The organism is Candidatus Thiodiazotropha sp. AKIB8, from assembly GCF_058244675.1.
In genome coordinates, this window is sequence record NZ_JBSYOO010000053.1 from 65685 (window position 1) to 90115 (window position 24431).

The following is a 24431-nucleotide window of genomic DNA, read 5'->3' on the forward strand; positions in this document are numbered from 1 at the left end:
ATGGAAACATAAGGCATCATGGATGATTTGCCGCAGACACTCCCGACAGACCTGGAACCCTGGTTGCAGGTCAGCCATACCCCAGGTATCGGAAGCCGCTATTTTTTAAGGCTTATTGAGCACTTTCAAAGCGCAGAAGGGATTCTTGGCGCAAGCCGCAGCGGGCTGGAATCCCTCTCTATCCCACAACCAGCAATAGAACATCTGCTGAATCCTGACAGAAGCAGGATAGAAACCTCCCTCGACTGGTTAAAACAACCAGGTCATCAAGCACTGACCCTGTCTGACCCAAATTATCCCCCGCTCTTGAGGCAGATCGATGACCCACCCCCTATCCTCTATCTGATGGGCGAGCCAGGCCTTCTATTACAACCCCAGCTGGCAATCGTTGGCAGTCGCAATCCAACGGCCGCAGGACGCACCAATGCAAAGGAGTTTGCCCGCTGCCTCGCCGGGGCCGGTCTGACTGTCTGCAGTGGCCTGGCTTTGGGTATAGATGGGGAAGCCCATAAGGGCGCCATGCAATCGGGGCGTACTATTGCTGTCATGGGTACAGGGCCAGACCGAATCTATCCTGCAAGCCACCGTAAATTAGCCCATGAGATAGCCGACACAGATTTACTGATCACCGAATTCCCTCCAGGGACACCGGCCAGAGCTGAGAATTTTCCCCGGCGCAACCGCATCATCAGCGGGCTCTCCCTGGGCGTATTGGTGGTTGAGGCCACACTCCAGAGCGGCTCTTTGATTACTGCACGCCTCGCAACCGAGCAGGGACGGGAAGTATTTGCCATTCCAGGCTCTATCCATAATCCACAGTCAAAGGGCTGCCATACCCTGATACGCCAAGGAGCAAAACTGGTGGAATCGGCGCAAGACATCGGAGAAGAGCTGGGACCCTTGACTGGGCTGCTTGAACAAAGCACTGAAAACAATCAATCTTCCCCGCCTCTGGTTCGTCACGAAACTGACCCGGAGTACGCCCTTTTAGTTGAAGCTATGGGATTCGACCCTGTCTCAGTTGACGAATTAATCACCCGAACCGGTTTGACCGCAGAGACAGTTTCGTCCATGCTGCTATTGCTCGAGCTCGAAGGTCATGTATCATCGGCTCCTGGCGGCTACTACTGTCGCGTAATAACTGCATCCCGCCCAAGCGGGAGAGAGAGCACATGAACGAAAACGTGGTTGATATATTGATCTACCTCTATGAAAACTACATGGACGGTGAACACGCTCCGCCGACGGATCAACACGAACTGCGAGATGAATTGATCCAGGCCGGCTTTCCCTCAACTGAGATAAGCAAAGCGTTTGACTGGCTGGATGAGCTGGCTGAAAACGCGCAAAACCAACAGAGTGAAACAAGGCAATCCCACTCACTTCGTATCTTTACGGAGGAGGAATCGACCCGACTGGATGTCGACTCCCGTGGTCTGCTGATGTTTCTGGAACAGAATGACATCCTGACTCTTGCCGCCAGGGAACTGGTCATTGACCGAGCCCTTGCACTGGATACCGCTGTCATTTCAGAGGAAGAGTTGAAATGGATTATTCTTTTGGTTCTTATGAATCAACCAGGCCAGGAGGCTGCATTTGCTCGCATGGAAGACATGGTCTATAACGAAGCACCTGTTTTTCTGCATTAACGAAGTAGAAAGTCATCTGCTCGGTGTAGAGTCATAATTACTATAAAGTACTGGCATATTTAGCGCCGGTAAATCTGACTCATCCCCAAGATTTTAAGTGGATAACAACCTATCAGTGCTAGAAATCCACAGGATTTCTAGCTGTATTTTCTTAACGGGATTCACTAAAAAACTTGATTTCTTCAACGCGGAACGGTTCACTGTGCCGCATTTTTCAGCGCAAACTGACACTAAGGCCATATGAATCTGGTTATTGTTGAATCGCCAGCCAAGGCGAAAACCATCAAGAAATACCTCGGGGGCAGCTTCGAGGTACTGGCTTCTTATGGCCACGTTCGAGACCTGATCCCCAAGGAGGGCGCGGTAGATCCGGACAACGGTTTCGCCATGAAATATCAAATCATAGAGCGGAATGATCGCCATGTTCAGGCCATCACCAAGGCGCTGAAAAAATCAGAGGCGCTCTATCTGGCTACTGATCCGGATCGTGAAGGTGAAGCAATCTCCTGGCATCTTTCTGAGCTACTGAGAGAGCGAGGCAAACTTAAAAACAAGCCTGTGTATCGTGTTGTTTTCAACGAAATCACAAAAAAAGCTGTCAACGATGCCATTGCCAATCCGCGAGAACTCTCTCACCATCTGGTAGATGCACAGCAAGCACGACGGGCACTGGACTACCTGGTTGGCTTCAATCTCTCTCCACTACTGTGGAAAAAAGTTCGACGTGGCCTCTCCGCCGGTCGGGTACAGAGCCCGGCGTTAAGAATGATCGTAGAGCGGGAGCAGGAAATCGAAGCCTTTAAGGCTGAAGAGTTCTGGACTGTGGAAGCAGACTCCAAAAAGGAGAAACAGGCCTTTACAGCCCGCCTGACTCACTATCAAGGCGATAAACTAGAGAAGTTCAGTATCACCGATGAAGCGGCAGCAAAAGCTGCAGAACAAAAACTTCTGAGTGATGGCAGCGACGGTCTACTGGTCGTCAAAGTCGAGAAAAAACAGCGCAAACGCAATCCTGCCCCCCCATTCACGACCTCAACGCTGCAGCAGGAAGCCGCACGCAAGCTTGGCTTTACCACACAGCGCACCATGCGTACTGCCCAGCAACTCTACGAAGGCGTGGATGTTGGTCAGGGCACAGTCGGCCTGATCACCTACATGAGAACCGACTCGGTGCATCTGGCAGACGAGGCAACCACTGAAATACGCGACCTTATCAGTGAACGCTACGGCGCCGATCAGCTACCTCCCAAGGTAAGGGAGTTCAAAACTAAAGCAAAAAATGCCCAGGAGGCGCACGAAGCCATTCGTCCAACCTCTGTACACCGCATTCCTGAAGAGATTAAGAGTCATCTGAGCAAGGACCAGGCTAAACTCTACGAGTTGATCTGGAAGCGTTCTGTGGCCTGTCAGATGATACATGCCACGATCCACACCGTAGCGGCTGACATGCAATGTGGTGAGGGTAATATGTTTCGAGCCAATGGCTCGGTGATCGCAAAACCTGGATTCATTGCCGTCTACCAGGAGGGTCTGGACGATGGCGCCAAAAGTGACAGCGATGAAAAACTTCTGCCACCACTCTCTGAAGGTGAAACCCTGCCTCTGCTGGCAGTAAGACCTGAGCAGCATTTCACAGAACCACCACCACGTTACAGTGAAGCAAGCCTGGTCAAGGCGCTGGAAGAGTATGGCATCGGCCGCCCTTCGACCTACGCCTCAATCATTTCGACGCTGCAGGATCGTGAATATGTAACCCTTGAGAAAAAGCGCTTCCAGCCCACAGACGTTGGCCGGGTAGTGAATAAGTTCCTCACTGAGTACTTTACCCGATATGTAGACTACAGTTTCACCGCCAATCTTGAAGATGAACTGGATGCTGTCTCCAGGGGTGAGGAGGAGTGGGTACCCCTGTTATCAAAGTTCTGGGGCCCCTTCAAAGAGCGCATTGATCACACTCAGGAGAACGTCAAACGTAGTGATGTCACCCATGAGGCGATGGATGAAGCCTGCCCGAAATGCGGCGAGCAACTCTCAATTCGTCTTGGACGACACGGCCGTTTTATCGGCTGTAACAACTACCCGACATGCGACTACACCCGTGATCTCAATGCGGACAGCAGCGAAAAAGCAGAGCCGGAAATCGTCGAAGATCGCAAATGCCCGGAGTGCCAGTCAGACCTGGTGATCAAGCGAGGCCGATACGGTAAATTCATCGGCTGCTCCAGCTATCCCAAATGCCGTTACATCGAGCCACTGGAAAAGCCTGAAGACACCAGCGTGAGCTGCCCGAAATGTAACAAAGGCACTCTGCTGAAGCGTAAGTCGAGACGCGGCAAGATCTTCTACTCCTGCTCTACCTATCCGGATTGTGATTATGCGATATGGAATGAGCCGGTTTCCGAGCCTTGTCCGAGTTGTGGCTGGCCCATACTGACCATCAAAACCACCAAGCGCAAAGGTAGTGAAAAGGTCTGCCCTCAAAAGGAGTGCTCTTTCAGCGAGCCGTACGAAGAGTAATTCACGACTTATGCTGATACCGATTGTGCTTATGCGCAATAATCTCTACCGCCTGATGCATATGCTCAAAGGTGTGACTACCCCCTTCAAAGCAGATAATTTCTGCTGACTCACCATAGAGCTCCTGCGCAATACGATAATCAATCAGCTCGTCTCCCTTATCCAGTAATAGCGTCACTGGCAAGTTGAGTTGATTCGGGATTGTGGCAAATTCCCTGGTTGCCGCCACCATTCTCGAAGAGAGGAAATAGCCCTCTTTCAGAGCTTCATTGAATTGCCAGCCAACCACCTGTTTCAGTAAACGCCAGGGTTGTAAGGCGGGATTGATCATCAGCAGATGATGAAAACCAAGACGGCCAGCCAACCAGGCCCCATAGAACCCTCCCATGGAGCTCCCTACCATGATCAGCGGCTCCGAACTCAACGCTTTGCCATCAAGTAGACCGGTTAATTCCCGCGTCAGTTTTGTCACTGCCAGATCGGCTGAATGGGCAGGATAGGTAGGACTGATAACCTCAATATCTGGTAGTGCCTGCCTGATAAAGGCCGCTTTTCCGGAACTCCCGGCACTGTTCAAACCGTGAAGATAGACAATCATTCATATGCTCCAGGCAGATTGCATGCTGCTTAATCCTATACAAAATAATCCACCGACTGTTACCGAATCCATCCCTTTTGTTAATCAGTAAGCCCCTCTCCCTTGACGGGAGAGGGGTTGGGGAGAGGGTGAGCATCAAGCAATTGATGAAACTGAAACGTAAAAAGCGATAACTCTTCAATCCTTGTCATACCGATAATTGATACAGATGATGATATTGAATCCTTCCCCCTCTCCCCCAGCCCCTCTCCCGCAAGGGGAGAGGGGAGTAAAAGATGTCCTGGTTGCACTGTTTCTCTACCCTCGTATTTGCCAAGCTGATGATTTGTGCTATTCACTCCCCCTTCCTCTGCGGCCAAATATCTCTACAGCCGCCAATCCTCAATTAAGATGAGAAACCAAACCAGGGCCAGTAAACAATAACAAAGCGGCACTTCCACTGATGGGAATCTCTCTATTCCATCTCACCCACTTGCTTGACCTTTTACAACCACCCCTGTACTTTCCCTGCCAGCTAATGGTGCCAGCCCTTATGGGCGGCTCAATCCCCGGCGGTTAAGATCGCCAGGGAGGAAACGGGAAACAGGTTAAAGACCTGTGCTGCCCCCGCAACGGTAAGTAGAGAGAGACATCGCAACAGCCACTGTGCAGAGCATGGGAAGGCGCGGCGTCCGGTGAGACCACCACTCTGCAAGCCCGGATACCGGCCTTGGCAAATCGCGGTGTTGCGGAGGGCGACCAAGCTGAGCATCTCCGTAAATTTGCTCTGACTCTATACCTCTCTCCAGACACCACACCTCAAAGCATTAAGTCGACGCGGGTGTGCGTCTACTGGAGAAATAATGAAGCAGCAGTCAAACCTATTGTGGACGTCACTATTACTGACCACCGTCTACACACAAATCAGCTCGGCAGATACAGCACTCTCACCACTCATGGTCAGTGCATCCCGTAGCGAACAATCGGGACTTCAAATACCCACCAGCATACGGGTCATAACCCGCTCGGAGATCGAACAGAGCCTGGCGCGGAATCTATTACAACTACTCAACGGCCAGAGCGGTATACAAATTAGTAGTTTGTACGGCGACGGCAGTCAGGCAACTGTGGATATGCGTGGTTTTGGGCCAACAGCTGGCGCCAACACCCTGATTCTGGTCGATGGGCGTCGATTAAACAACTCCAGTGATCGGGCCGACCCGGAACTCAGCACAATCGACCTGAAACGTGTTGAGCGCATTGAAATTGTACAAGGCAGTGCCGGTACACTGTTTGGCAACCAGGCGGTTGGTGGCATGATCAACATCATCACCCAGGAACCAGAAGCTTTCTCTGGAACCGTCTCTGTTGGCGGCGGCAGCTATCACAGCAGCAAGCTCTATGCAGCGCTCAGTGACCGTTTCGACAATGGCCTCTCCTATAAATTCTCAGCCAAGCAGAGCAAGAGCGACAACTACCGGGATCAAAACGAAACTGAACATAAGGATCTCAATCTGCGGGCAGACTATCGTCATCGACTTGGCCGTCTCTTCTTCGAGCAGCAGTGGATCGATGATGAACAGGAAAATCCAGGATCACTGTTTGATGACGAGCTAAACGAAGACCGTCGACAATCAGCTGCCCCCTATAACGGAGACTACACCAACACAGAATCCAAAATCAGCCGACTTGGTATGCAGCAGGATTTAAGTCGCCAGTGGTCATTTGAAGGTGAGCTGACCTATCGAAAAAACGAACGGGATTTCAAAAATAGTTTTCGCACATTTCCTGGAGCACTTGCCACACAGGAGAGAGAGGTTAAAAGCTTCAATCCACGCCTGATTGGTATCCTGCCCCTACCAGCGGGAGAGGCGACGCTTACTACCGGTGCCGATTTGGAACGTACCGACTACGCCTTGCACACCAGTTTTGGGCCACAGCTACTCGACCAGTCGATCGATGCCCTCTATATACAGCTGGTCGCCCCCATAACAGAGATAACCACAGCAACACTCGGTTACCGACACGCCTCTATCGATAACCAGATCGATACCAACACCAGATCTGATCAGCTTGATGACAGAGTCGGAGCAGGCTCAATAGGTGTCTCCTTAAAACCATATGATCAACTGCGCCTGTTCCTGCGTGCCGATGAAAACTACCGTTTCGCGACAGTTGATGAACATACCAATGTGGTATTCGGCCAGCCTGTGGGTATCGACAATCAGACCGGTATCTCTTACGAGTCAGGGGTTGAGTGGCAACAAAAAAATATCATGACCCGGTTTCTCCTTTACCGTTTGGAAATCGAACAGGAGATCAGCTATGACGCTTCTGGCTATGTCAATACCAACCTGGATGAGACACGCCGAGTGGGAGCAACCCTCGAGGGGCGCTGGCAGACGACGCCAACACTCAGTTTCAACGGCAGCCTGAGCTATACCGACCCTAAGATCACTGATGGCCCATTCAAAGACAACCTGATCCCTATGGTCGCAAGACGTACCGCAAAAGCGGGGAGTAACTGGCAACTGGCCTCCCAATGGGATGTTTTCGCTGAAGCGCTCTTCAGCAGCAAGCGGGTGGTCAGTGGTGATTTCAACAATAACCTGAAAAAGCTGCCTGGCTATGGCGTGCTCAATAGCGGCGCTAACTTTCGCAGTGGATCCTGGCATGCTAGTTTGCGTGTGGATAACCTGCTGGACAAACAGTATGCCAACGCCGCTGCATCGGGTTACGATACCTCATTCAACCAACGGGTCGGCTATTTCCCAGCTCCGGAGCGCAACTATTGGCTGACCGTGAACTACTTGATCGATTAGTTATGGGGTTTACCGAGCAGAGCATAACTATCCCGACACTCAGCCCTAGCCTCTTTGCTCACGGCAAGGCATCAAAGCGCTGCTGCAGCACGCCTGCTGCAGGTTTTAATAGTGCAGTCCGAAAACAATCACGCGATGGCCTATCATCAAATTTCAAAAGGTTTGGGGCTGCTTTTGGTCTGACTGGTAAGTGCCTCTCGTTTCTGTTTTTGGGGTTGGTCAGCATCCTGGTTGATGCTGCACCACCCAAACGGGTAGTCTCTCTAAACCTCTGTAGCGATCAACTGCTGCTGATGCTGGCTGATGCTGAACAAGTCGCTTCAGTGAGCCACCTCGCCAGGGAAGAGACAAGCTCCTTCGTCGCCAGTCAGGCTCTGGAATATCCTGCCAATCATGCACAGCTGGAAGAGATCATCGCTCTACAGCCCGACCTGGTGTTGACTGCCCCCTACACCAACCCAAGACTGATCACAGCCCTGCAACATCTTGGATTCGAGCTCTATCCATTGACGCTCGGTAATCATCTGCATGAGATCACCTCTGAAATCGAACGCCTGGCCAAACGCCTTGGGCAACACCCCAGAGGCAGAGCATTGGTAGATGAGATGCTCAAACGCATAGCAAGTGAAGACGAACACTCCGAACTTAACCGGCCCAGCGCCCTCTTCTATCAGCCAAGAGGTTATACCAGCGGCGCCAATACACTTCAGAATGAAGCGCTGGAGCTCGCTGGCTGGCGAAATACAGCTGCTGAAAATGGCCTGCAGGGATATGCCCAGATCTCCCTGGAAAAGGTTATTCTCTCTCAACCAGATATTCTCATCACATCAGCCTATGGAAAATCGAGCAACTCATTGGCCGAACAAATTCTTAACCATCCAGCGCTATTTCGACTTATGAAGGATCAACCCAGACTGGAGATCCCGTACAAGTACTGGATCTGCCCCGGCCCCATGCTGGCAGAAGCTGTCAGCCTGTTACGCGAAGCAAAAAAGAGGTCTGCTGAATAATCATGATCTCCCAAAAGCAACTCAACCTCTCCCTCGCTCTTTTAGTTGCCGGAGCTATGCTGGTCTCACTCCTCACGGGCAGCCAAACCATTCCACTCTATCAGGCCATAGAGGAGAGCTTCACAGGGTTAAACGGTGTCTACGGCATTATCCTCACAGAACTACGCATCCCCAGAACCCTGGTCGCGATACTTGCCGGCGCATCCCTCGGACTCAGTGGCGCGGTGATGCAGTCACTCTTGCGCAACCCCCTTGCCAGCCCAGGGCTGGTTGGCAGTGCCAGCGGCGCTGCATTGGGCGCTGTCGCCACCCTATACTTTGGCTTGGCAAGCCTATCCAGTCTCGCCCTGCCAATGGGCGGTATCGCAGGCGCACTACTCGCCACATTAACCGCCTATCTACTGGCTGGCAGGGATGCCAGTCCATTAACCCTGATACTTGCCGGTGTCGCAGTGAATGCCTTTGCACTGGCACTGGTCTCACTGTTACTTAACCTGGCCCCAAGCCCATACGCTGTTCAGGAGATCGCATTGTGGATGCTCGGCTCTCTGGCCAATATCAGTCGGAATGAGTTGTTGATTCTGCTGCCAGGCACACTGGCTGGATGGCTGCTGATGTGGCGTCAGGGTCACCACCTCGATCTGCTTACCCTGGGTGAAGAGACCGCAACCTCAATGGGTGTGCAACTTATCAAGCTGAGATGGCGACTCTTTCTGGCCATCGCTCTGGCGGTAGGTTCAGCCATATCTGTTACCGGCTCCATTGGATTTATTGGGCTTGTGATACCCCACTTAATTCGTCCGCTCGTAGGCTATCAACCCAGCAAACTGCTCATACCCAGTGCCCTGGGCGGAGCCCTGTTACTGTTGATGGCAGATATTGGTGTCAGATTGATACCTTTGACAACAGAGATAAAAGTCGGAGTCATCACATCCTTGCTCGGTGCACCCTTTTTCCTATGGCTGATATTGAATCAGAGAAGGAGAGAGGCATGAGTCATCTGATAGGCAAGGGACTCTGCTTCAAAAAGAGCGGACAAACCATTCTTAAGCAGATCGACGTCCATATAGATCAGGGTGAAATACTTGGCCTCATCGGCCCCAATGGTGCGGGTAAAAGCACCCTTCTAAGGCTACTTGCCGGTGTAGCAGAACCAGATCAGGGACACCTGACCTTAGCAGGCAAGCCAGTCCTCGCCTTTACACCGAAACAACGCGCACAACGCATCGCCTATCTACCCCAGCTGAGCGAGATCGCATGGCCTATGAGTGTGGAACGGCTTGTTGCACTGGGTCGCCTGCCCCATCTCGAGCACTGGCAACAACCAACCACAGAGGATATGGTGCTGATCGAAAATGTAATGCGCCAAACTGATCTGATACCGTTTCGCCATCGTGCCTACAACACCCTCTCCGGAGGGGAACAAGCAAGAGTACAACTGGCTAGAGCACTGGTTACTGAAGCAGACATCCTGCTGGCAGATGAGCCTGTATCTGCACTTGATCCTGCTCACCAACTTGATGTCATGACCTTACTCTCTGCCTACTGCAAAACAGGTCACGCTGTTATTATTGTCTTACATGACCTGGCACTTGCGGCTCACTTCTGCACAAGATTACAGCTGCTTCATCAGGGCGCCACTCTAGCAGAAGGCAGCGTTGAGACAGTCCTCTCCGAGCAACATCTGGAAACGGCCTATGCCATTGCAATCAACTCACCTGACAAGCAGATACAACACCCCTTTTCTTTGCCTTGGCGACGCATAGAGAGAGATCAATTAACTTAAAATAATCCAGGACCTGCTTCAGCTTATTTCGCACGCATTTAGAATATCAACTTCCACCTGAAGCTCGCATAATGAGCACGTAGCCTGGATGAAGTGCAACGGAATCCGGGAAGATTAACGCACTGCTCACCAGGATTACGTTGCACTTCATCCAGACTACCTTGCTACTGTATGATGTTTTTCTGATCAGCATGTCCATAACAGCTACCCATTTATAACCTGCACATCAGTCACCACACAATTCATAACAAAGAGACATCACTCCACGATCACCACAAGGAGCATCCCAGGCGTAGTTAGATCAATTATGAGTGTGACATCCTGATTAGTGCTATTATCGAGTTGGTGATTCAGCACCTCTATAATGTATTATATCTTTTCCACAGAAACACATGGATAGTGTGAAAGCTGTTTATAGATACCGTTTTTAATGGATGCAATTACAAGGAAGTAAATCTCATGAGAAAAGATCTATCTTTTTTATTACCCATTCTTCTACTTGCCTGTTTCACCATCTCAACCCAGATCCATGGTCGGAACTGCATAAAGGGCAAACCCTGCGGTAATGGATGCATAGCAAAAAGCAAATCCTGCCGTATCGACGGAGTAACAACAACTACACCGACAACTGATCATTCATCTTCAGTTATTCGCAGATCTTATATAAAGTTACCCAAGGTTTATCTGGTTACAGCTAAATCAGTCTATGCGGTTACTGCACCACAATCTAAAACAGTCACCGCTCACTACAGAAAGGGCCAGAAGGTATTTGTTTATAAAACCGAAAATGGCTGGGCACGTATCTCTAACATGCAACCCGAAGAGTGGTTGGAATTAAAAAACTTACGCTCTAAGTAGGTAGTGTTTCCTAACCAGATGCTACTATCAGCCACTAAAAGTGAATATACCAGTGAGCAAAGTTAACGTAACAACACTCTAAAATTATTTACTTAATACCTGCCATGACATCCAACAATCGACAAAATACGGACTAATGTCATGAACAATCACTACTATTTCCTCAACGCAGATCCAGAACACTATAGGGCGATTCTCTCGCTATTTCAGTCAGCTGATGAACTTTTTTTAATCTATCCATCAGCAACATGGCCCTTTGACTTGACACAATTAGAAAAGCTGGCTCAACAACGCACAGACCTGACCGTTGTAGTGGATGATGATCAGGTAATCGGTTTTGCCAACCTCTATCGAAACCTCTCCGCAGATAAGATCTTCGTCGGCAATGTAGTCATTTCCCAGAGTTATCGTGGTAAAGGTGTTGGCAGGCAACTGGTCTGCCATATGTGCGACCTGGTCTTTGATAATTATGCCAGCGAGGTGCATATCACTGTCTTCAACCCAAACACTCCGGCACTGGTTCTCTACCGATCACTTGGTTTCAAACCCTATGATATGGAGGTGCGTCATACACCAAATGGTCAACCCATTATGGCGATACATATGCAACTCAATCGAAGAAGCTGGCGCTAAATTTTACCCATTTCCATTTCGCATATTTCTCTCTAGACAGAAATTTCTGAATCTCCTATACTTAGTTTCATGGAACTCTCACCCGTCACACAACAATTTGTACTTCACTGGGGCGAAATGGGCACCCGCTGGGGTGTTAACCGTACGGTCGCGCAGATCCACGCACTACTCTACATGTCTGAGAATGCACTCACTGCTGATGAGATTACCGAGACACTCGGCGTCGCCCGCTCTAATGTCAGTAACAGCATTAAAGAGTTAATCTCCTGGCGGCTGGTAAAAGTTGCCCATGTGATGGGTGATCGACGGGATCACTTCGAAACATCGAAAGATGTTTGGGAGTTATTCAAACTTATCGTTGCCGGACGAAAACAGAGAGAGATTGATCCTACCCTACAGATATTTGAAGAGTTATTAGCCAGCCCCGATTTTAAAAAAGAGTCACGTGAAACCCGTCAAAGGATTGAAGAGACACAGCAGTTCATTGAAATCCTCACCCAGTGGTCTGATGAGATGCTGCGCCTGGAACCTGAGACTTTGATGAAAGTCCTTAAGCTTGGCGCAAAGATCAGCAACCTGATAAGACGCGAGGCAAAAGGCTAGTATTTTTTTCCTATTTTATTTCATTAATTACAGAAATAACTGCAAATACGGAGATATAAAATGGACAGCAAAATATACCCTCTTGAGTTTCTATACGATGGAAATTGCCCCATATGCAGTGCCGATGTAGCAAGACTTCACAAGGCCGATCACCATCACAGACTTATTTTCATTGATATCACTGAGGCAAATTTCGATCCACAAGAATATGGCCGCAGCCTGGAAAGCCTGCTGGCTAGAATACATGCTCGACGAGCGGATGGTTTAATAGTTGAAGGACCTGAGGTTTTCAGGCTCTCAATGGCTGCTGTGGGCCTGGGCTGGCTGGTTGCACCAAGCAGGTGGCCTCTCTTGAACTACGCAACTGAAATCACCTATAACTGGTTTGCTCGCAACAGAACAACCCTTGCACGCCATTTTAGTAAATTCTCCAAGACACCAACAAAATGCGATTTGAGATGTAATCCGGACAGAGAGCAGTATTAAAATGAGCGATAAAAGCGCACCTGAGTCGGCCATGAATCAACACCATCTCTCGTCACTGACTCAGATGAGTTCCCTTAAAACTCTGACAATAAAGCCCGGTATAGATTAACTCTTCTGTCTATTATTATTTGCTGTGAGAAACTATTTAGGCTGGCAATTGCAGGTTCAATTGAAAGAACCATAGAGCAAGACATGGATGACCAAATCGTATATCCCTGACTCCTACGACGAGTTCAGGCTCTTCGATGAAATTCCGATATTCAACGACCTTTTCAAACCTGCACTGAGATCCGATGGATTATCCTATCGAGACTATTTTCACGCGATTACACCGAAGAAAGGGGTACGCTTTTGGTTCACATTCAGCACGATTGGGAGGGCGTCTAGTTGAATATTGCCTATCCCTGTATATCTCTAGCCTGGGGTAGTTAGAACTTATTTCTGCAAGCTGGCAGCAGATAAGGTATAAGGCTGCTATGAAAATACCTAAACGAATCCTTCCACTGGTTGATGACGGCCTGGTCGATAAAGTGATCCGCCCATTGATGAGCGGAAAAGAGGCTGACGTCTATGTGGTGCGCTGTGGTGACGAAATCCGCTGCGCCAAGGTCTATAAGGAAGCAGAAAAACGCAGCTTCAAACAGGCCGTGCTCTATCAGGAGGGCCGTAAGGTGCGCACCAGCCGCCGCGCCCGAGCGATGGAGAAGCACTCCAAATTCGGCCGCAATGAGCAGGAGCGGGCCTGGCAGAACACCGAAGTAAATGCACTCTACCGCCTATCCGAGGCCGGCGTGCGGGTTCCTCAGCCCTATGGCTGCATTGACGGCGTCCTACTCATGGAGTTGATCACCGATGGCGATGACCAGGTAGCGCCACGCCTGAATGATGTATCGATGTCTGCCGAACAGGCACTCGAAGATCACGCCGTTATGATGCGATACGTCACGCGCATGCTCGCTGCCGGTTTGGTACATGGCGATCTGTCAGAATTCAATGTACTTGTGGATGACCAAGGCCCGGTTATTATCGACCTGCCCCAGGTGGTTGATGCGGCGGCCAATAATAATGCTGCGCGTTTCCTTAAACGTGATGTAAACAAAATAACCGAATACTACGGCTTATATGCCCCGGAATTGCTCAATACATGTTACGGAGGTGAAATCTGGGCGCTCTATGAAGCCGGAGATTTACACCCAGAGGTCGAACTTAGCGGCCAGTTCAAAGAGAGTACACAGGCCGCCGACGTGAATACAGTGTTACAGGAGATCGAGGCGGCTTTTGTAGAAGAGCAGCAGCGACAAGAACGTATGCGAGAAGCGTAACCACTAAGCTCTATAACCTCACTAGACTTCCGGCGCTGATCAGCTCATACGTTACTGGCGCTGGATGATTATCAATAGCCAATTGTGATCAAGGTTATCGAGGGGATGACTGTAGTCTGACTACTGTGTGGTGGCTTTTGGGTTTGTTGATTGTGTGTCACGGGATGGGGGTCGCCTTTGCCTAGCGGGGGTAAGGTGCGGCAGGGCCGCACCCTACGTCTTAAATGCTTGTCTTGATGAACTCGACTCGGTTGCGCATTGCTGCGTAGTAGACTACGGGGATTACTACCAGGGTCAGTACGGTGGAGACGAAGAGGCCGAAGATCAGCGAGACTGCGAGACCACTGAAGATCGGATCATCTAGAATGAAGAACCCGCCCGCCATCGCCGCTACGGCAGTCAGAGCAATGGGCTTGGCGCGCACTGCGGCGGAGTTGATGACCGCCTTCTCAAGTTCCATGCCTTCGCGGACCTGTTGGTTGACGAAATCCACCAACAAGATGGAGTTGCGTACGATGATCCCCGCCAGGGCGATCATGCCGATCATGGAGGTGGCAGTGAACTGGGCACCCAACAGGGCGTGACCGGGCATGATGCCGATCACGGTCAGCGGTATGGGGGCCATGATCACCAAGGGCACCAGATAGGAACGGAACTGCGCCACAACCAACAGGTAGATCATCAGCAACCCAACCGAGTAGGCAATACCCATATCACGGAAAGTCTCATAGGTGATCTGCCACTCACCATCCCATTTCAAACTATAGGCATAGGGGTTCTCCGGCTGTTGCAGGAACCACTGCTCAAGCCCACCCTCTTCGAGCTGTCCTGAGATGTCGAACATGCCGTATAGCGGACTGTCGGTCTCCCCTGCCATGTCACCGGTAACATAAACCACGGGTAACAGATCTTTATGCTGGATGGAGAATTCCCGCACTCTGGGTATGACCTGCACAATCTCGGCAAGTGGCACTAAGGTACCGCTTTGAGAACGCACCTTCAGTGACAACACCTGATCAAGATCGGCCTTGTCTGCTTCAGAGTATTCGATGCGAATTGGTACCGCATACTTGAGCTTCTCTCCATGAAGATAGCTGGCATCTTCACCAGCCAATACCGTTGACAAAGCCTCCGCGATTATACTCTGCGCAACCCCAAGTCTGGCCGCCTTGGCCCGGTCGACCTGGATGACAAACTTGGCTGAGGGGTACTCCACACTATCATCCACATCGATGATATCAGGGGTATTTTTGAATACCTGGCGTATCTCCCAAGCAGCTTCGGTTTGCCCTTCATAGTCAAGACCATAAACTTCTGCCACCAAGGGGGACATCACTGGCGGGCCGGGAGGCACCTCTACTACTTTGACATTACCTTTGTACTCTTTGGCTATCTTTTGCAATGGTGCACGTACAGCCAGAGCGATCTCGTGACTCTTGCGATCTCTAAGGTGCTTGTCTACCAGATTGACCTGAATGTCTCCAAGGTTAGCCCCTTCCCGTAAATAGTACTGGCGTACCAATCCATTGAAGCCGATTGGCGATGCTGATCCCGAGTAGACCTGGTAGTCGGTCACCTCAGGCACTTTTCCGAGATAGTCTCCCAACTCATCCAGCACCCTTGTGGTCTGCTCCAGACTTGTCCCTTCCGGCATATCGACTAATACCTGAAACTCTGACTTGTTATCAAAAGGCAGCATCTTCAGTACCACTGCCTTTGTACCCACCAGAGAGAGTGAAGCCGCAATCAATATCAGGATAGAACCCAACAGCACCCAGCGCATCCGGTTACCCCGGCTACCCAACAAAAAGGGTGACATCACTTTTGTGAAAAATCTGTTCAGACCGGTTGGCCCCTCTTGGCTGGCATGAGCGGCTATATGTTCCACCTGATTGGCCAGAACCCGATTGGTAAGCCAGGGGGTAAAGACAAACGCAACCACCAGCGAGATCAACATGCCGGTACTGGCGTTGATCGGAATAGGACTCATATAGGGCCCCATTAAACCGGTTACAAAGGCCATCGGCAGCAGTGCTGCAATGACGGTGAAGGTTGCAAGAATCGTAGGCCCTCCGACCTCGTCCACGGCTTTGGGTATGGCTTGCAGCAGATTCTTTGCACCCAACTGCAGATGGCGGTGTATGTTCTCTACCACCACAATCGCATCATCCACCAAAATACCGATGGAAAAGATCAGCGCAAACAGGGATACCCGATTCAGGGTAAATCCCCAGGCCCAGGAGGCAAACAACGTTATTGCCAGAGTAACCACCACTGCGGCACCCACAATAAAGGCCTCACGCCAGCCAATGGTCAACATAACCAGAACCACCACAGACAGGGTGGCGAAGGCCAGCTTGGTGATCAGTTTGTTTGCTTTTGCTTCTGCTGTTTCACCATAGTTTCGAGTGATGGTGGCGTGAACACCTTCCGGTATAAAGACCCCTTTCAGTTGCTCGAACCGCTGAATCACCGACTTGGAGATATCCACTGCGTTGGTGCCCGGCTTTTTCGCTATCGCAACGGTCACTGCGGGAAATTTTCCAGCTGCAGGAAGTGACTTGACCTCACCTTCTGGGCCCACCCCCATCCAGACATACTGGTTAGGTACATCGGGCTTGTGGGTTACCTTGGCCACATCGCTCAGATAGACCGCTTTTCCATCGTGAACACCGACCACCAGACCGCCAATCTCGTCAGCAGAGGTTAAGAAGGTGCCCGCCTGAACCAGCATTTCGCGATTCTCAGCGGTCACGGTGATATTGTCTCTGATGTGGTTCCCGGCCTGTAGCGCAGTGCGCAGATCACTCAGATCGATACCATGTCCTGCCAGTGCTTGAGGATCAAGCAAAACGTGTACTACTCTGTCCGGCGTACCAATGGTGTAGATATCGCGGGTTCCAGGCACTCGTTTAAGTTCAGACTCTATGGCGTGAGCCACCTGCCCTAACTCATAGGCGCCTACGTCCGGGTTCTCCGACCAGAGGGTTGCGGTGACAATCGGTACATCATCGATACCCTTGGGCTTGATGATCGGCTGCCCGACCCCCAACCCCTGGGGCAGCCAGTCCTGGTTCGCATAGACTTTGCTGAACAGGCGCACGATCGCATCTTCCCGATCCTCTCCAACCAGGAACTGTACGGTAAGCACCGCTAAACCAGGCCGGGAGGTCGAGTAAACATGCTTGATACCATCGATCTCAGACAACACCTGCTCAGCTGGAGAGGCGACCAGGTTTTCAATCTCGGTTGCAGTTGCGCCTGGGAAGGGTATGAAGATATTGGCAAAGGTGACATTGATCTGTGGCTCTTCCTCCCTGGGGGTTACCAATACGGCAAACACACCAAGCAAGAGACCGACCAAAGCCAGCAGGGGGGTGATTTCAGTGACCAGAAACTGTTTTGCCACTGCACCTGAGATACCCAGCCTACTCATTGTTTCACTCCGCCTGTTGTTGTTTCAGGGTGGTGGCAGCGGCCACCGGATCCAGAATCACTTGCTCTCCAGCTGAGAGACCGGCAATCACCGTCATTGTATCTTCCGCACTTGGGTGACCCGTGCGTATATGGCGGAAACGCACCTGATCATTCTCATCCAGAACATAGACAGCGGTCACTTCAGAGCGATAGACAACCGCTTTTATTGGCACTACAAGCTCCCGCTTGATCCCGGTTAAGAAGGCGGTTTTAACAAACATTCCAGGAAACAGATCCTCAACCCCTTCCGGCAGATCGACCCGTACCTGAAAAGTGCCGCTACGCTGATCGGCGAACGGAAAAATAGTCAGCTTCTTACCTTCAATAGATTTTCCAGTTGAGAGTAATACCCGCGCTTTACCCTGCTTACGGATAATCGGAACCAGGCTTTGGGGCAGATCCACTGTCACTCTGAGCTGATCCAGGGAGGTGCCACTCATCAGCTTCTGACCGGGGGATGCGATCTCCCCAACTTCAACATGTCGATGGGTTACGATGCCGCTGTAAGGCGCCCTGACCAGAGCATATTCAAACTGCTCCTTGGCTTGAGCCAAACGAGCATCAGCTGCCTCTTTTCGCGCTCGGGATGATTTCAGTGCTGCGGTGGCCTTGTCCAGTTGGGATTGGGAGGTCAGCTTGCGGCTGAAGAGATCTTTAGAGCGTTTGAAATCGTCTTTAGCCTCTTGCAGACGGGCTGCCGCTTCTTTCAGGTCAGCGCGGGCCTGATTCAAACCTGCCCGCTGTTCGGTGTCTTTCAGCTTCACCACCACCTGACCCTTTTCGACAAAATCATCCACATCGAAGAGGATCTCCTGCACCTGACCCTGGGTTTGAGAGGAGAGTGTTGTCTGGTTTATCGCTTCAACCACACCATCGAGCCAGAACTCTCTGGCGGTCTCCCGCTTGATAATTTCAGCAGTCTCAAATGCTGCTGTGTCAGACATTGATACGCCGGGCAGTAACACCAAGCCGAGGAATAAAGTAACCAGCGAACGCCTCATGGAAGGACTCCGATAAGTATATTAGATTTCTCTTATATTACTGTCTCAGCGAGATATTTCAACCACATAGCGAGAATTAAAATGGAACTTGATGCCTCTAAGACGCTTTGAAGAGCCAATTTCAATGCCAAAACCGGCCAGATTCAAGGATCATTCACACCTTGCCAAAAAGCGCTATCCTCAAGACTACCAAGGGGTAAATGAGTTCATTCGCTCCATCGGCCGCCCCATCTGATTGATATCACGACTCATGACTCCGGTATTCACTGTCATTGTGCGCATTGCCTGATTCATATCGGCAACATTGGTGGTCATCTGACCAACATTCTTGCTCATACTACCCACATCCACAGTCAATGCCCCAATATTGCCATCCATAGTGGCAATGTGCTGTTCCATGCTATCGACCCGCTGTACCAACACAGTAATCTGCTCTGTCATGATCGAGATATTTTGAGAGAGCTGCGCCATGTGAGATGACATGGCTTGCAGATTATCCTCCATGCGGGGATCCACCTGCTCGGTCAATTTGTGCATATCGGTGGTGACGTTGTAGATGAGATAAAAACCCGACAGCCCAAGGACACCGACAACCACCAGCATGGGATAGATCATCCGCTCCCAGCGTGACATGCTCTTGTCAAAGGATTTAAAAAAATTAGTCAGCGTTATTTCAAGCTTGACCATAGCCTTCTGTTCAGGCGACAGATTCTTATATTCAGGAGAGAAGGTGCGGGGATCTTTTTCGAACATATAATTCTTCTATTATCCTACCTGGGCCAACTGTTTGTATTATTAGAGTTTTACCTAAACCCAGAGTTGCACTGGTTAGGTTGTATTTCTAACATTATAGGCGCTGCATGGACTATTGACTCTCTCTGTGAGCCCCACAATGTTTTTTAGATACAAAACAAGACCATGGCAATAAGATCACTAGTGACGGAGGTACCACTCCAGCTGTCAGCAGAGTGCAGCCGAATTCAACCTCATGAATAGGCCAGCCCAGTTAGATTGGAAGCAGTGGCAAGCGAAGCTTAAAAGTCGTCCCCTCACCTGGAGTCGTACTCACATCAATCCTTCCGCCATGCTCCTCCACAATGACTTGATATACAAACGTCAATCCCTGACCTATACCTTTACCCACCTCCCTCGTGGTGAAAAATGGATCGAAGATCTTCGACTTTATCTCCTCTGGAATACCTGTCCCCGTATCACTGATCTCGATAACGACCCAATCCCCGTCCAAGCATGATCTGATCGAGATTTTACCTTTTTCTGTCAGCCTCTCTTGTGCCGCATAGTCTGAATTTGCAGAGGCGGCATTAACAACAATATTCAGAAGCGACTGATTCAAATCACTTTGTACACAACATATCATCGGTAGATCAGGGTCAAGATCCATCTCTACTTCAGAATGATATTTCCACTCATTAACCGTCAGATTCACACTGCTGATGATTGCGGTATTGATATCGGTTTCGACCTTTTCCTGGGTACCCGACCGAGCAAACACCTTCATCGCAGAGACAATGGTAGAGACTCTCTCCACCCCTTCAAGTGACTGCGTTACCGCTCTTGGGACCTCTTCGAAAAGATAGTCAAAATCTGCCTCTTCTACCCGTCTACTCACCTCAGATATGAGAGGCTCACTCAACTCACCCTTCTGCGCAGCAACAAGCAGTTTTTCCAGTGACTTTATAGCACTTTGCATATCAATAAAGGCATCACTGAAAAATCGAGTGTTCTGCCCGACATACTGAATGGGGGTGTTGATCTCATGTGCAATCCCTGAAGAGAGCTGGCCGACAGCCGCCATCTTTTCTGATTGAACCAACTGCAGACGAGTCTGATTAAGGTCATCTATCAACTGCTGCTGGTTCTGATTCACCTCTTCCAGCCGCCGTGACCAGCCTAGTCTCTCAGTGATGTCATTGAACAGAATGGTATAACCATTGAACTTATGACTGACATCCAACATCCGCTCAATCTGGACGTCATAGCTCTTTTCTCCCTCGGGCGTCTGATAGATCTTCTCTATATCCAGGCGGTTGAGGCCGTCGGCTATCATCTGCGCCAACTCCTGCTGCAGAGCCGGTGGCGCCAAATCGTGTCGCTGCTCAGAGTAGTAGCGGCTGCCTGGTGTTGTAGTGCCAAGCAACAAGCGTCCTGCAGCATCGTTGTAGTTATCAACAATGCCACGCTCATCGCACAATATCACTGGCGACGAGAGGCTCTCGAATAGAGTCAGGTACTTGTTTTTTTCATTTGTCAGATGGAGATTGCTGTCACTCAGCACCTTGATCTGTGCCTCCCCATCAGAACTCACCCACTCGCCACAGTAAGCAAGCTCGGTTCGGTCGTAAAAGCGTCTCACAAACAGCTTGACCACCTCAGGATGTTTAAAGCCCGAGGATTCATCCAAGAGGTCTAAATAGGCTTGGCGATAGTATTTCATCAAGCCTAAAAACATGGTCAGATTGACGCCCCTTGCACGATGACGCCGGGCTTCCATAGCACCAAACTGAGCGCCGGGGTCTGAAGAAAAGTCCTCATCCGGTCCCAGATCTGGAATCAAATCAGAAAGCACCAGGGCCTTGATGATGGATTGACTCAATCCATCAATCGAGAGCCGCCAGGCCTCTTTCAGAGTTGATGTATAGCGGGTGTACTTCTGCTGTTCAGCGTAATTGAGTATTAACTCAATCAATCTGTCTTCGCTGGAAGACAGCAGCTTCTCTAGTAGTGCCTTGTCATGCCTCTCGACTTGCATCTACAACATATCCATATTCAGTGCTTAAATAATTCACTCATAACCGATCTGGGGATAAATTGATCGATTGATAACGCGATCTAGTCGCTATTGCACAGATCAGCAGTCTAAAAAATGGTGCTTTTTTTGCCGCAGGATCTCTACCACGATCATTTACAAACTCACCTACTTTAGCGGTGGCAAACTGGACGACTTGAATTGAATGTTTAATCTATGGGGGGGATTTGCGATCCAGTTTTGGATCGCAAATCATCTGCAGAGTGTGTAAGCCTGCTCGAAATCGATAATCTTCTATCTGTCCTCAGAGCTATCTGACGCCTTTTCCTCAGCTGAGTCATATCTAATCAGTTGAAACCTGCTTTTGCTTGACCTCCTTCCTACCTCTGGTAATGTCTCACTGATAAATTAATGACTTATAGTTCCTCGTCATAATTGCTGCACCTTTATAGAGCCATGCTCAAGCAGACCATGACGCCTTGCCTGCTGGCAAAACTGGTTTTGAACAGAATTTAAGACGAGGCTCACGAGTGCCATGAAGTACAAAGACTTACGTGATTTCATCAAACAGCTTGAATCCCGGGGGGAGCTGAAGCGGATCCAGACAGAAGTGGACCCGAAACTGGAGATCACTGAAATCTGTGACCGCACCCTCCGTCGTTCTGGCCCCGCACTACTGTTTGAGAAGGTCAAAGGCTCTCCCTACCCGTTATTAGGCAATCTCTTTGGCACCCCTGAGCGGGTAGCCATGGGGATGGGTGAGGAGGATGTAGAATCTCTGCGAGAGGTAGGGCGCCTTCTGGCCTTCCTTAAAGAGCCTGATCCGCCAAAGGGCATGAAGGATGCCTGGGAAAAGCTACCTGTATTTCGCAAGGTGCTCGACATGGCACCAAAAGAGCTTCGAAACGCCGCCTGCCAGGCGGTCTCCCAAGAGGGAGATGCGGTTGATTTAACCCAACTGCCGATTCAGACCTGCTGGCCGGAAGATGCTGCGCCATTGATCACCTGGGGCCTGGTCATTACCCGAGGGCCAAATAAGAGTCGCCAGAATCTCGGTATCTATCGCATGCAGTTACTCGGCCCCGACCGGCTGATCATGCGCTGGCTGGCCCACCGGGGTGGCGCCCTCGACTATCGCGAGTGGCTGGAAACCCATGCAGATGAGCCCTTCCCGATCAGTGTCGCCCTGGGTGCAGACCCGGCCACTATCCTTGCTGCTGTCACCCCAGTACCTGACACCCTCTCTGAGTATGCCTTTGCCGGACTGCTTCGCGGCAGCCGTACAGAAGTGGTGAAATCGATCGGCTCAGATCTACAAGTGCCAGCCTCTGCAGAGTTTGTTCTGGAGGGCCATATCCATCCTGGTGAGACTGCCGAGGAGGGGCCCTACGGTGATCACACCGGTTACTACAACGAAGTGGAGAGCTTCCCAGTATTCAAGGTAGAGAGAATAACCCGTAGGGAAGACCCCATCTACCATAGCACCTACACCGGTCGCCCGCCGGATGAGCCGGCAGTGCTTGGGGTTGCGTTGAATGAGGTCTTTGTGCCGATATTGCAGAAGCAGTTTCCAGAGATCGTCGACTTCTATCTGCCCCCGGAAGGCTGCTCTTACCGACTCGCCATCGTCAGTATGAAAAAACAGTATCCCGGTCATGCCAAGCGGGTGATGATGGGGGTATGGTCATTTCTACGTCAATTCATGTACACCAAATTTGTCATAGTGGTTGATGATGATGTCAACACACGGGATTGGCAGGATGTAATCTGGGCTATGACCACACGCATGGATCCGGCCAGAGATACCACAATGATTGAGAACACACCGATCGACTATCTCGATTTTGCCTCGCCAGTTTCCGGACTGGGATCTAAAATCGGTTTCGATGCGACCAATAAACTACCTGGCGAGACCAGTAGGGAGTGGGGAAAACCGATCACCATGAGCAGCTCAATCAAAAAACGTATCGATGAGATTTGGGATCAGCTGGGGATCGACTAAACTAAGGCCTATCGTATTAGTTTTAAACTTGTATTAATTTAGCACCATAGCACTCAGGAGAACCGGGGTTACCCCCGTTGAAAAACAACACCAAGAGGACAGGAAAACAATAATGCGCACAATCATGTTGATGAACGCCAAAGGAGGGTGTGGCAAAACCACCATTGCCACCAATCTTGCCACCTGGTACGCCGACGAAGGCAAGCAAGTCGCCCTGGCCGATTTTGACCCGCAAAAGTCCACCCTCGACTGGCTTGAAGCAAGAGGCGATTACGAAGGCATCCCTGATATTCAAGCCATCGACGCATTGGCGGGACCGATCAATCCAGCAAAGGGCACCGACCTGCTGATCATGGACGCGCCAGCCGGTGTACATGGCAAGGAGATCAACAAAATGTTGATGAAGGTCGACACATTGGTACTTCCCGTCCTGCCTTCACCTATCGATATGCGCGCCTGCAACCGGTTCCTGACCGAGTTACTGGAGAGCGGGCGAGTTTCAAAACATCAGACCAGGATCGGTATTGTCGCCAACAGGGCGAAAGAGAATACCCGCATCTACCATGACCTGGAGAACTATCTTGGTCATTTGAAAATCCCCTTCATCACCCATCTGCGTGAAAGTCAGAACTACATAAGATCTGCCGAAAAGGGTTTGGCTCTGTTTGAGCTGGCACCCAGCCAGGTCTATAAGGATGTCATCTTGTGGGATCCACTATTCAAGTGGCTTAAGGTTTAACTCGCTTTGACAACTCGGTGGGGCATGGCCCCACCCTACCTCTCCGTATAGGCGTAGGTTGGGGCATTGCCCCACCAAAAGCTTGCCGAAAACGCCATAACCACATGCAACCTTCACAGTTTCATGACTATCTCAGCAAGGTAGCCTGGATGGAGCGCAGCGGAATCCGGGATGGTTGGTGC

General features: G+C 50.5%; 20 protein-coding genes and 1 riboswitch. Of the genes, 14 read left to right on the top strand and 6 right to left on the bottom strand.

All coding sequences use genetic code 11. From position 1 onward, the window contains the following. Nucleotides 1-18 precede the first annotated feature (18 nt). From dprA to topA, 3 genes are all read left to right on the top strand, one after another. Complete coding sequence (gene dprA, locus AC4IFB_RS19925; protein WP_490778948.1) at nucleotides 19-1176, top strand: DNA-processing protein DprA; 1158 nt, start codon at nucleotides 19-21, stop codon at nucleotides 1174-1176. Further along, nucleotides 1173-1649 carry a Smg family protein gene (locus tag AC4IFB_RS19930; protein ID WP_490778947.1) on the top strand — a complete coding sequence of 159 codons (477 nt, stop codon included), beginning with the start codon at nucleotides 1173-1175 and terminating at the stop codon, nucleotides 1647-1649. The genes dprA and AC4IFB_RS19930 overlap by 4 nt, the downstream gene beginning before the upstream one ends. A 240-nt stretch (nucleotides 1650-1889) precedes the next feature. Further along, a complete protein-coding gene (gene topA, locus AC4IFB_RS19935; RefSeq protein WP_490778946.1) occupies nucleotides 1890-4166 on the top strand; it encodes a type I DNA topoisomerase in 2277 nt (758 codons plus the stop codon). Nucleotide 4167: 1 nt separating this feature from the next. On the opposite strand, the gene AC4IFB_RS19940 is transcribed toward topA, so the two are convergent. Together AC4IFB_RS19940 and AC4IFB_RS19945 are read right to left on the bottom strand one after the other, a co-directional pair. Continuing rightward, nucleotides 4168-4764, bottom strand: a complete 597-nt coding sequence (locus AC4IFB_RS19940; RefSeq protein ID WP_490781103.1) for a YqiA/YcfP family alpha/beta fold hydrolase — start codon at nucleotides 4762-4764, stop codon at nucleotides 4168-4170. 80 nt (nucleotides 4765-4844) lie between these two features. Beyond that, a complete protein-coding gene (locus tag AC4IFB_RS19945) occupies nucleotides 4845-5102 on the bottom strand; it encodes a hypothetical protein (RefSeq protein WP_490781104.1) in 258 nt (85 codons plus the stop codon). Between the two features lie 203 nt (nucleotides 5103-5305). Next, nucleotides 5306-5490, top strand: a riboswitch (cobalamin riboswitch). Nucleotides 5491-5606: 116 nt separating this feature from the next. Between AC4IFB_RS19945 and AC4IFB_RS19950 the strand changes: the two genes are divergently transcribed. The 9 genes from AC4IFB_RS19950 (at nucleotide 5607) to AC4IFB_RS19990 (ending at nucleotide 14263) form a co-directional block, all read left to right on the top strand. After that, nucleotides 5607-7565 (top strand): TonB-dependent receptor plug domain-containing protein, encoded by a 1959-nt coding sequence (locus AC4IFB_RS19950; RefSeq protein ID WP_490781105.1) that lies wholly within the window; start codon nucleotides 5607-5609, stop codon nucleotides 7563-7565. Continuing rightward, nucleotides 7535-8575, top strand: a complete 1041-nt coding sequence (locus AC4IFB_RS19955) for an ABC transporter substrate-binding protein (RefSeq protein ID WP_490781106.1) — start codon at nucleotides 7535-7537, stop codon at nucleotides 8573-8575. The genes AC4IFB_RS19950 and AC4IFB_RS19955 overlap by 31 nt, the downstream gene beginning before the upstream one ends. A 2-nt stretch (nucleotides 8576-8577) precedes the next feature. Next, on the top strand, nucleotides 8578-9570 hold the full coding sequence (locus AC4IFB_RS19960) for a FecCD family ABC transporter permease (RefSeq protein WP_490781107.1): 993 nt from the start codon (nucleotides 8578-8580) through the stop codon (nucleotides 9568-9570). After that, entirely contained in the window at nucleotides 9567-10361 is a 795-nt protein-coding gene (locus tag AC4IFB_RS19965) for an ABC transporter ATP-binding protein (protein WP_490781108.1), read from the top strand. The genes AC4IFB_RS19960 and AC4IFB_RS19965 overlap by 4 nt, the downstream gene beginning before the upstream one ends. Before the next feature lie 459 nt (nucleotides 10362-10820). Next, complete coding sequence (locus tag AC4IFB_RS19970) at nucleotides 10821-11219, top strand: hypothetical protein (protein ID WP_490778940.1); 399 nt, start codon at nucleotides 10821-10823, stop codon at nucleotides 11217-11219. Between the two features lie 141 nt (nucleotides 11220-11360). Beyond that, nucleotides 11361-11852: a GNAT family N-acetyltransferase gene (locus AC4IFB_RS19975; RefSeq protein WP_490781109.1), complete on the top strand. Its 492-nt coding sequence runs from the start codon at nucleotides 11361-11363 to the stop codon at nucleotides 11850-11852. A 69-nt stretch (nucleotides 11853-11921) separates the two neighbouring features. After that, nucleotides 11922-12455 (top strand): GbsR/MarR family transcriptional regulator, encoded by a 534-nt coding sequence (locus AC4IFB_RS19980; RefSeq protein WP_490778938.1) that lies wholly within the window; start codon nucleotides 11922-11924, stop codon nucleotides 12453-12455. 60 nt (nucleotides 12456-12515) lie between these two features. Beyond that, nucleotides 12516-12941, top strand: coding sequence for a thiol-disulfide oxidoreductase DCC family protein (locus tag AC4IFB_RS19985; RefSeq protein WP_490781110.1), 426 nt, complete (start codon nucleotides 12516-12518; stop codon nucleotides 12939-12941). A gap of 476 nt (nucleotides 12942-13417) precedes the next feature. Beyond that, nucleotides 13418-14263, top strand: a complete 846-nt coding sequence (locus tag AC4IFB_RS19990) for a PA4780 family RIO1-like protein kinase (RefSeq protein WP_490781111.1) — start codon at nucleotides 13418-13420, stop codon at nucleotides 14261-14263. Between the two features lie 220 nt (nucleotides 14264-14483). Here the strand turns inward: AC4IFB_RS19990 and AC4IFB_RS19995 are convergent, their stop codons facing one another. From AC4IFB_RS19995 to AC4IFB_RS20010, 4 genes are all read right to left on the bottom strand, one after another. Continuing rightward, on the bottom strand, nucleotides 14484-17699 hold the full coding sequence (locus AC4IFB_RS19995) for an efflux RND transporter permease subunit (protein ID WP_490781112.1): 3216 nt from the start codon (nucleotides 17697-17699) through the stop codon (nucleotides 14484-14486). A 4-nt stretch (nucleotides 17700-17703) separates the two neighbouring features. Then, a complete protein-coding gene (locus AC4IFB_RS20000; RefSeq protein WP_490781113.1) occupies nucleotides 17704-18741 on the bottom strand; it encodes an efflux RND transporter periplasmic adaptor subunit in 1038 nt (345 codons plus the stop codon). 186 nt (nucleotides 18742-18927) lie between these two features. After that, the gene (locus AC4IFB_RS20005) at nucleotides 18928-19494 is read right to left on the bottom strand and encodes a hypothetical protein (protein WP_490778933.1); all 567 of its coding nucleotides are present in this window, start codon (nucleotides 19492-19494) and stop codon (nucleotides 18928-18930) included. Between the two features lie 253 nt (nucleotides 19495-19747). Beyond that, a complete protein-coding gene (locus AC4IFB_RS20010; RefSeq protein WP_490781114.1) occupies nucleotides 19748-21511 on the bottom strand; it encodes a sensor histidine kinase in 1764 nt (587 codons plus the stop codon). A gap of 532 nt (nucleotides 21512-22043) precedes the next feature. On the opposite strand from AC4IFB_RS20010, the gene ubiD reads away from it, so the two are divergent. Together ubiD and AC4IFB_RS20020 are read left to right on the top strand one after the other, a co-directional pair. After that, the gene (gene ubiD / locus AC4IFB_RS20015) at nucleotides 22044-23510 is read left to right on the top strand and encodes a 4-hydroxy-3-polyprenylbenzoate decarboxylase (RefSeq protein ID WP_490781115.1); all 1467 of its coding nucleotides are present in this window, start codon (nucleotides 22044-22046) and stop codon (nucleotides 23508-23510) included. 112 nt (nucleotides 23511-23622) lie between these two features. Then, nucleotides 23623-24249: a nucleotide-binding protein gene (locus AC4IFB_RS20020; protein ID WP_490778930.1), complete on the top strand. Its 627-nt coding sequence runs from the start codon at nucleotides 23623-23625 to the stop codon at nucleotides 24247-24249. Nucleotides 24250-24431 lie beyond the last annotated feature (182 nt).

Coding starts and splice junctions, on each gene's coding strand:
- AC4IFB_RS19980 (WP_490778938.1), top strand. CDS start 11,922: ATGGAACTCTCACCCGTCACACAACAATTTGTACTTCACTGGGGCGAA.
- AC4IFB_RS20005 (WP_490778933.1), bottom strand. CDS start 19,494: ATGTTCGAAAAAGATCCCCGCACCTTCTCTCCTGAATATAAGAATCTG.
- ubiD (WP_490781115.1), top strand. CDS start 22,044: ATGAAGTACAAAGACTTACGTGATTTCATCAAACAGCTTGAATCCCGG.
- AC4IFB_RS20010 (WP_490781114.1), bottom strand. CDS start 21,511: ATGCAAGTCGAGAGGCATGACAAGGCACTACTAGAGAAGCTGCTGTCT.
- AC4IFB_RS19990 (WP_490781111.1), top strand. CDS start 13,418: ATGAAAATACCTAAACGAATCCTTCCACTGGTTGATGACGGCCTGGTC.
- AC4IFB_RS20020 (WP_490778930.1), top strand. CDS start 23,623: ATGCGCACAATCATGTTGATGAACGCCAAAGGAGGGTGTGGCAAAACC.
- topA (WP_490778946.1), top strand. CDS start 1,890: ATGAATCTGGTTATTGTTGAATCGCCAGCCAAGGCGAAAACCATCAAG.
- AC4IFB_RS19950 (WP_490781105.1), top strand. CDS start 5,607: ATGAAGCAGCAGTCAAACCTATTGTGGACGTCACTATTACTGACCACC.
- AC4IFB_RS20000 (WP_490781113.1), bottom strand. CDS start 18,741: ATGAGGCGTTCGCTGGTTACTTTATTCCTCGGCTTGGTGTTACTGCCC.
- AC4IFB_RS19975 (WP_490781109.1), top strand. CDS start 11,361: ATGAACAATCACTACTATTTCCTCAACGCAGATCCAGAACACTATAGG.
- AC4IFB_RS19940 (WP_490781103.1), bottom strand. CDS start 4,764: ATGATTGTCTATCTTCACGGTTTGAACAGTGCCGGGAGTTCCGGAAAA.
- AC4IFB_RS19985 (WP_490781110.1), top strand. CDS start 12,516: ATGGACAGCAAAATATACCCTCTTGAGTTTCTATACGATGGAAATTGC.
- AC4IFB_RS19970 (WP_490778940.1), top strand. CDS start 10,821: ATGAGAAAAGATCTATCTTTTTTATTACCCATTCTTCTACTTGCCTGT.
- AC4IFB_RS19965 (WP_490781108.1), top strand. CDS start 9,567: ATGAGTCATCTGATAGGCAAGGGACTCTGCTTCAAAAAGAGCGGACAA.
- dprA (WP_490778948.1), top strand. CDS start 19: ATGGATGATTTGCCGCAGACACTCCCGACAGACCTGGAACCCTGGTTG.
- AC4IFB_RS19930 (WP_490778947.1), top strand. CDS start 1,173: ATGAACGAAAACGTGGTTGATATATTGATCTACCTCTATGAAAACTAC.
- AC4IFB_RS19995 (WP_490781112.1), bottom strand. CDS start 17,699: ATGAGTAGGCTGGGTATCTCAGGTGCAGTGGCAAAACAGTTTCTGGTC.
- AC4IFB_RS19960 (WP_490781107.1), top strand. CDS start 8,578: ATGATCTCCCAAAAGCAACTCAACCTCTCCCTCGCTCTTTTAGTTGCC.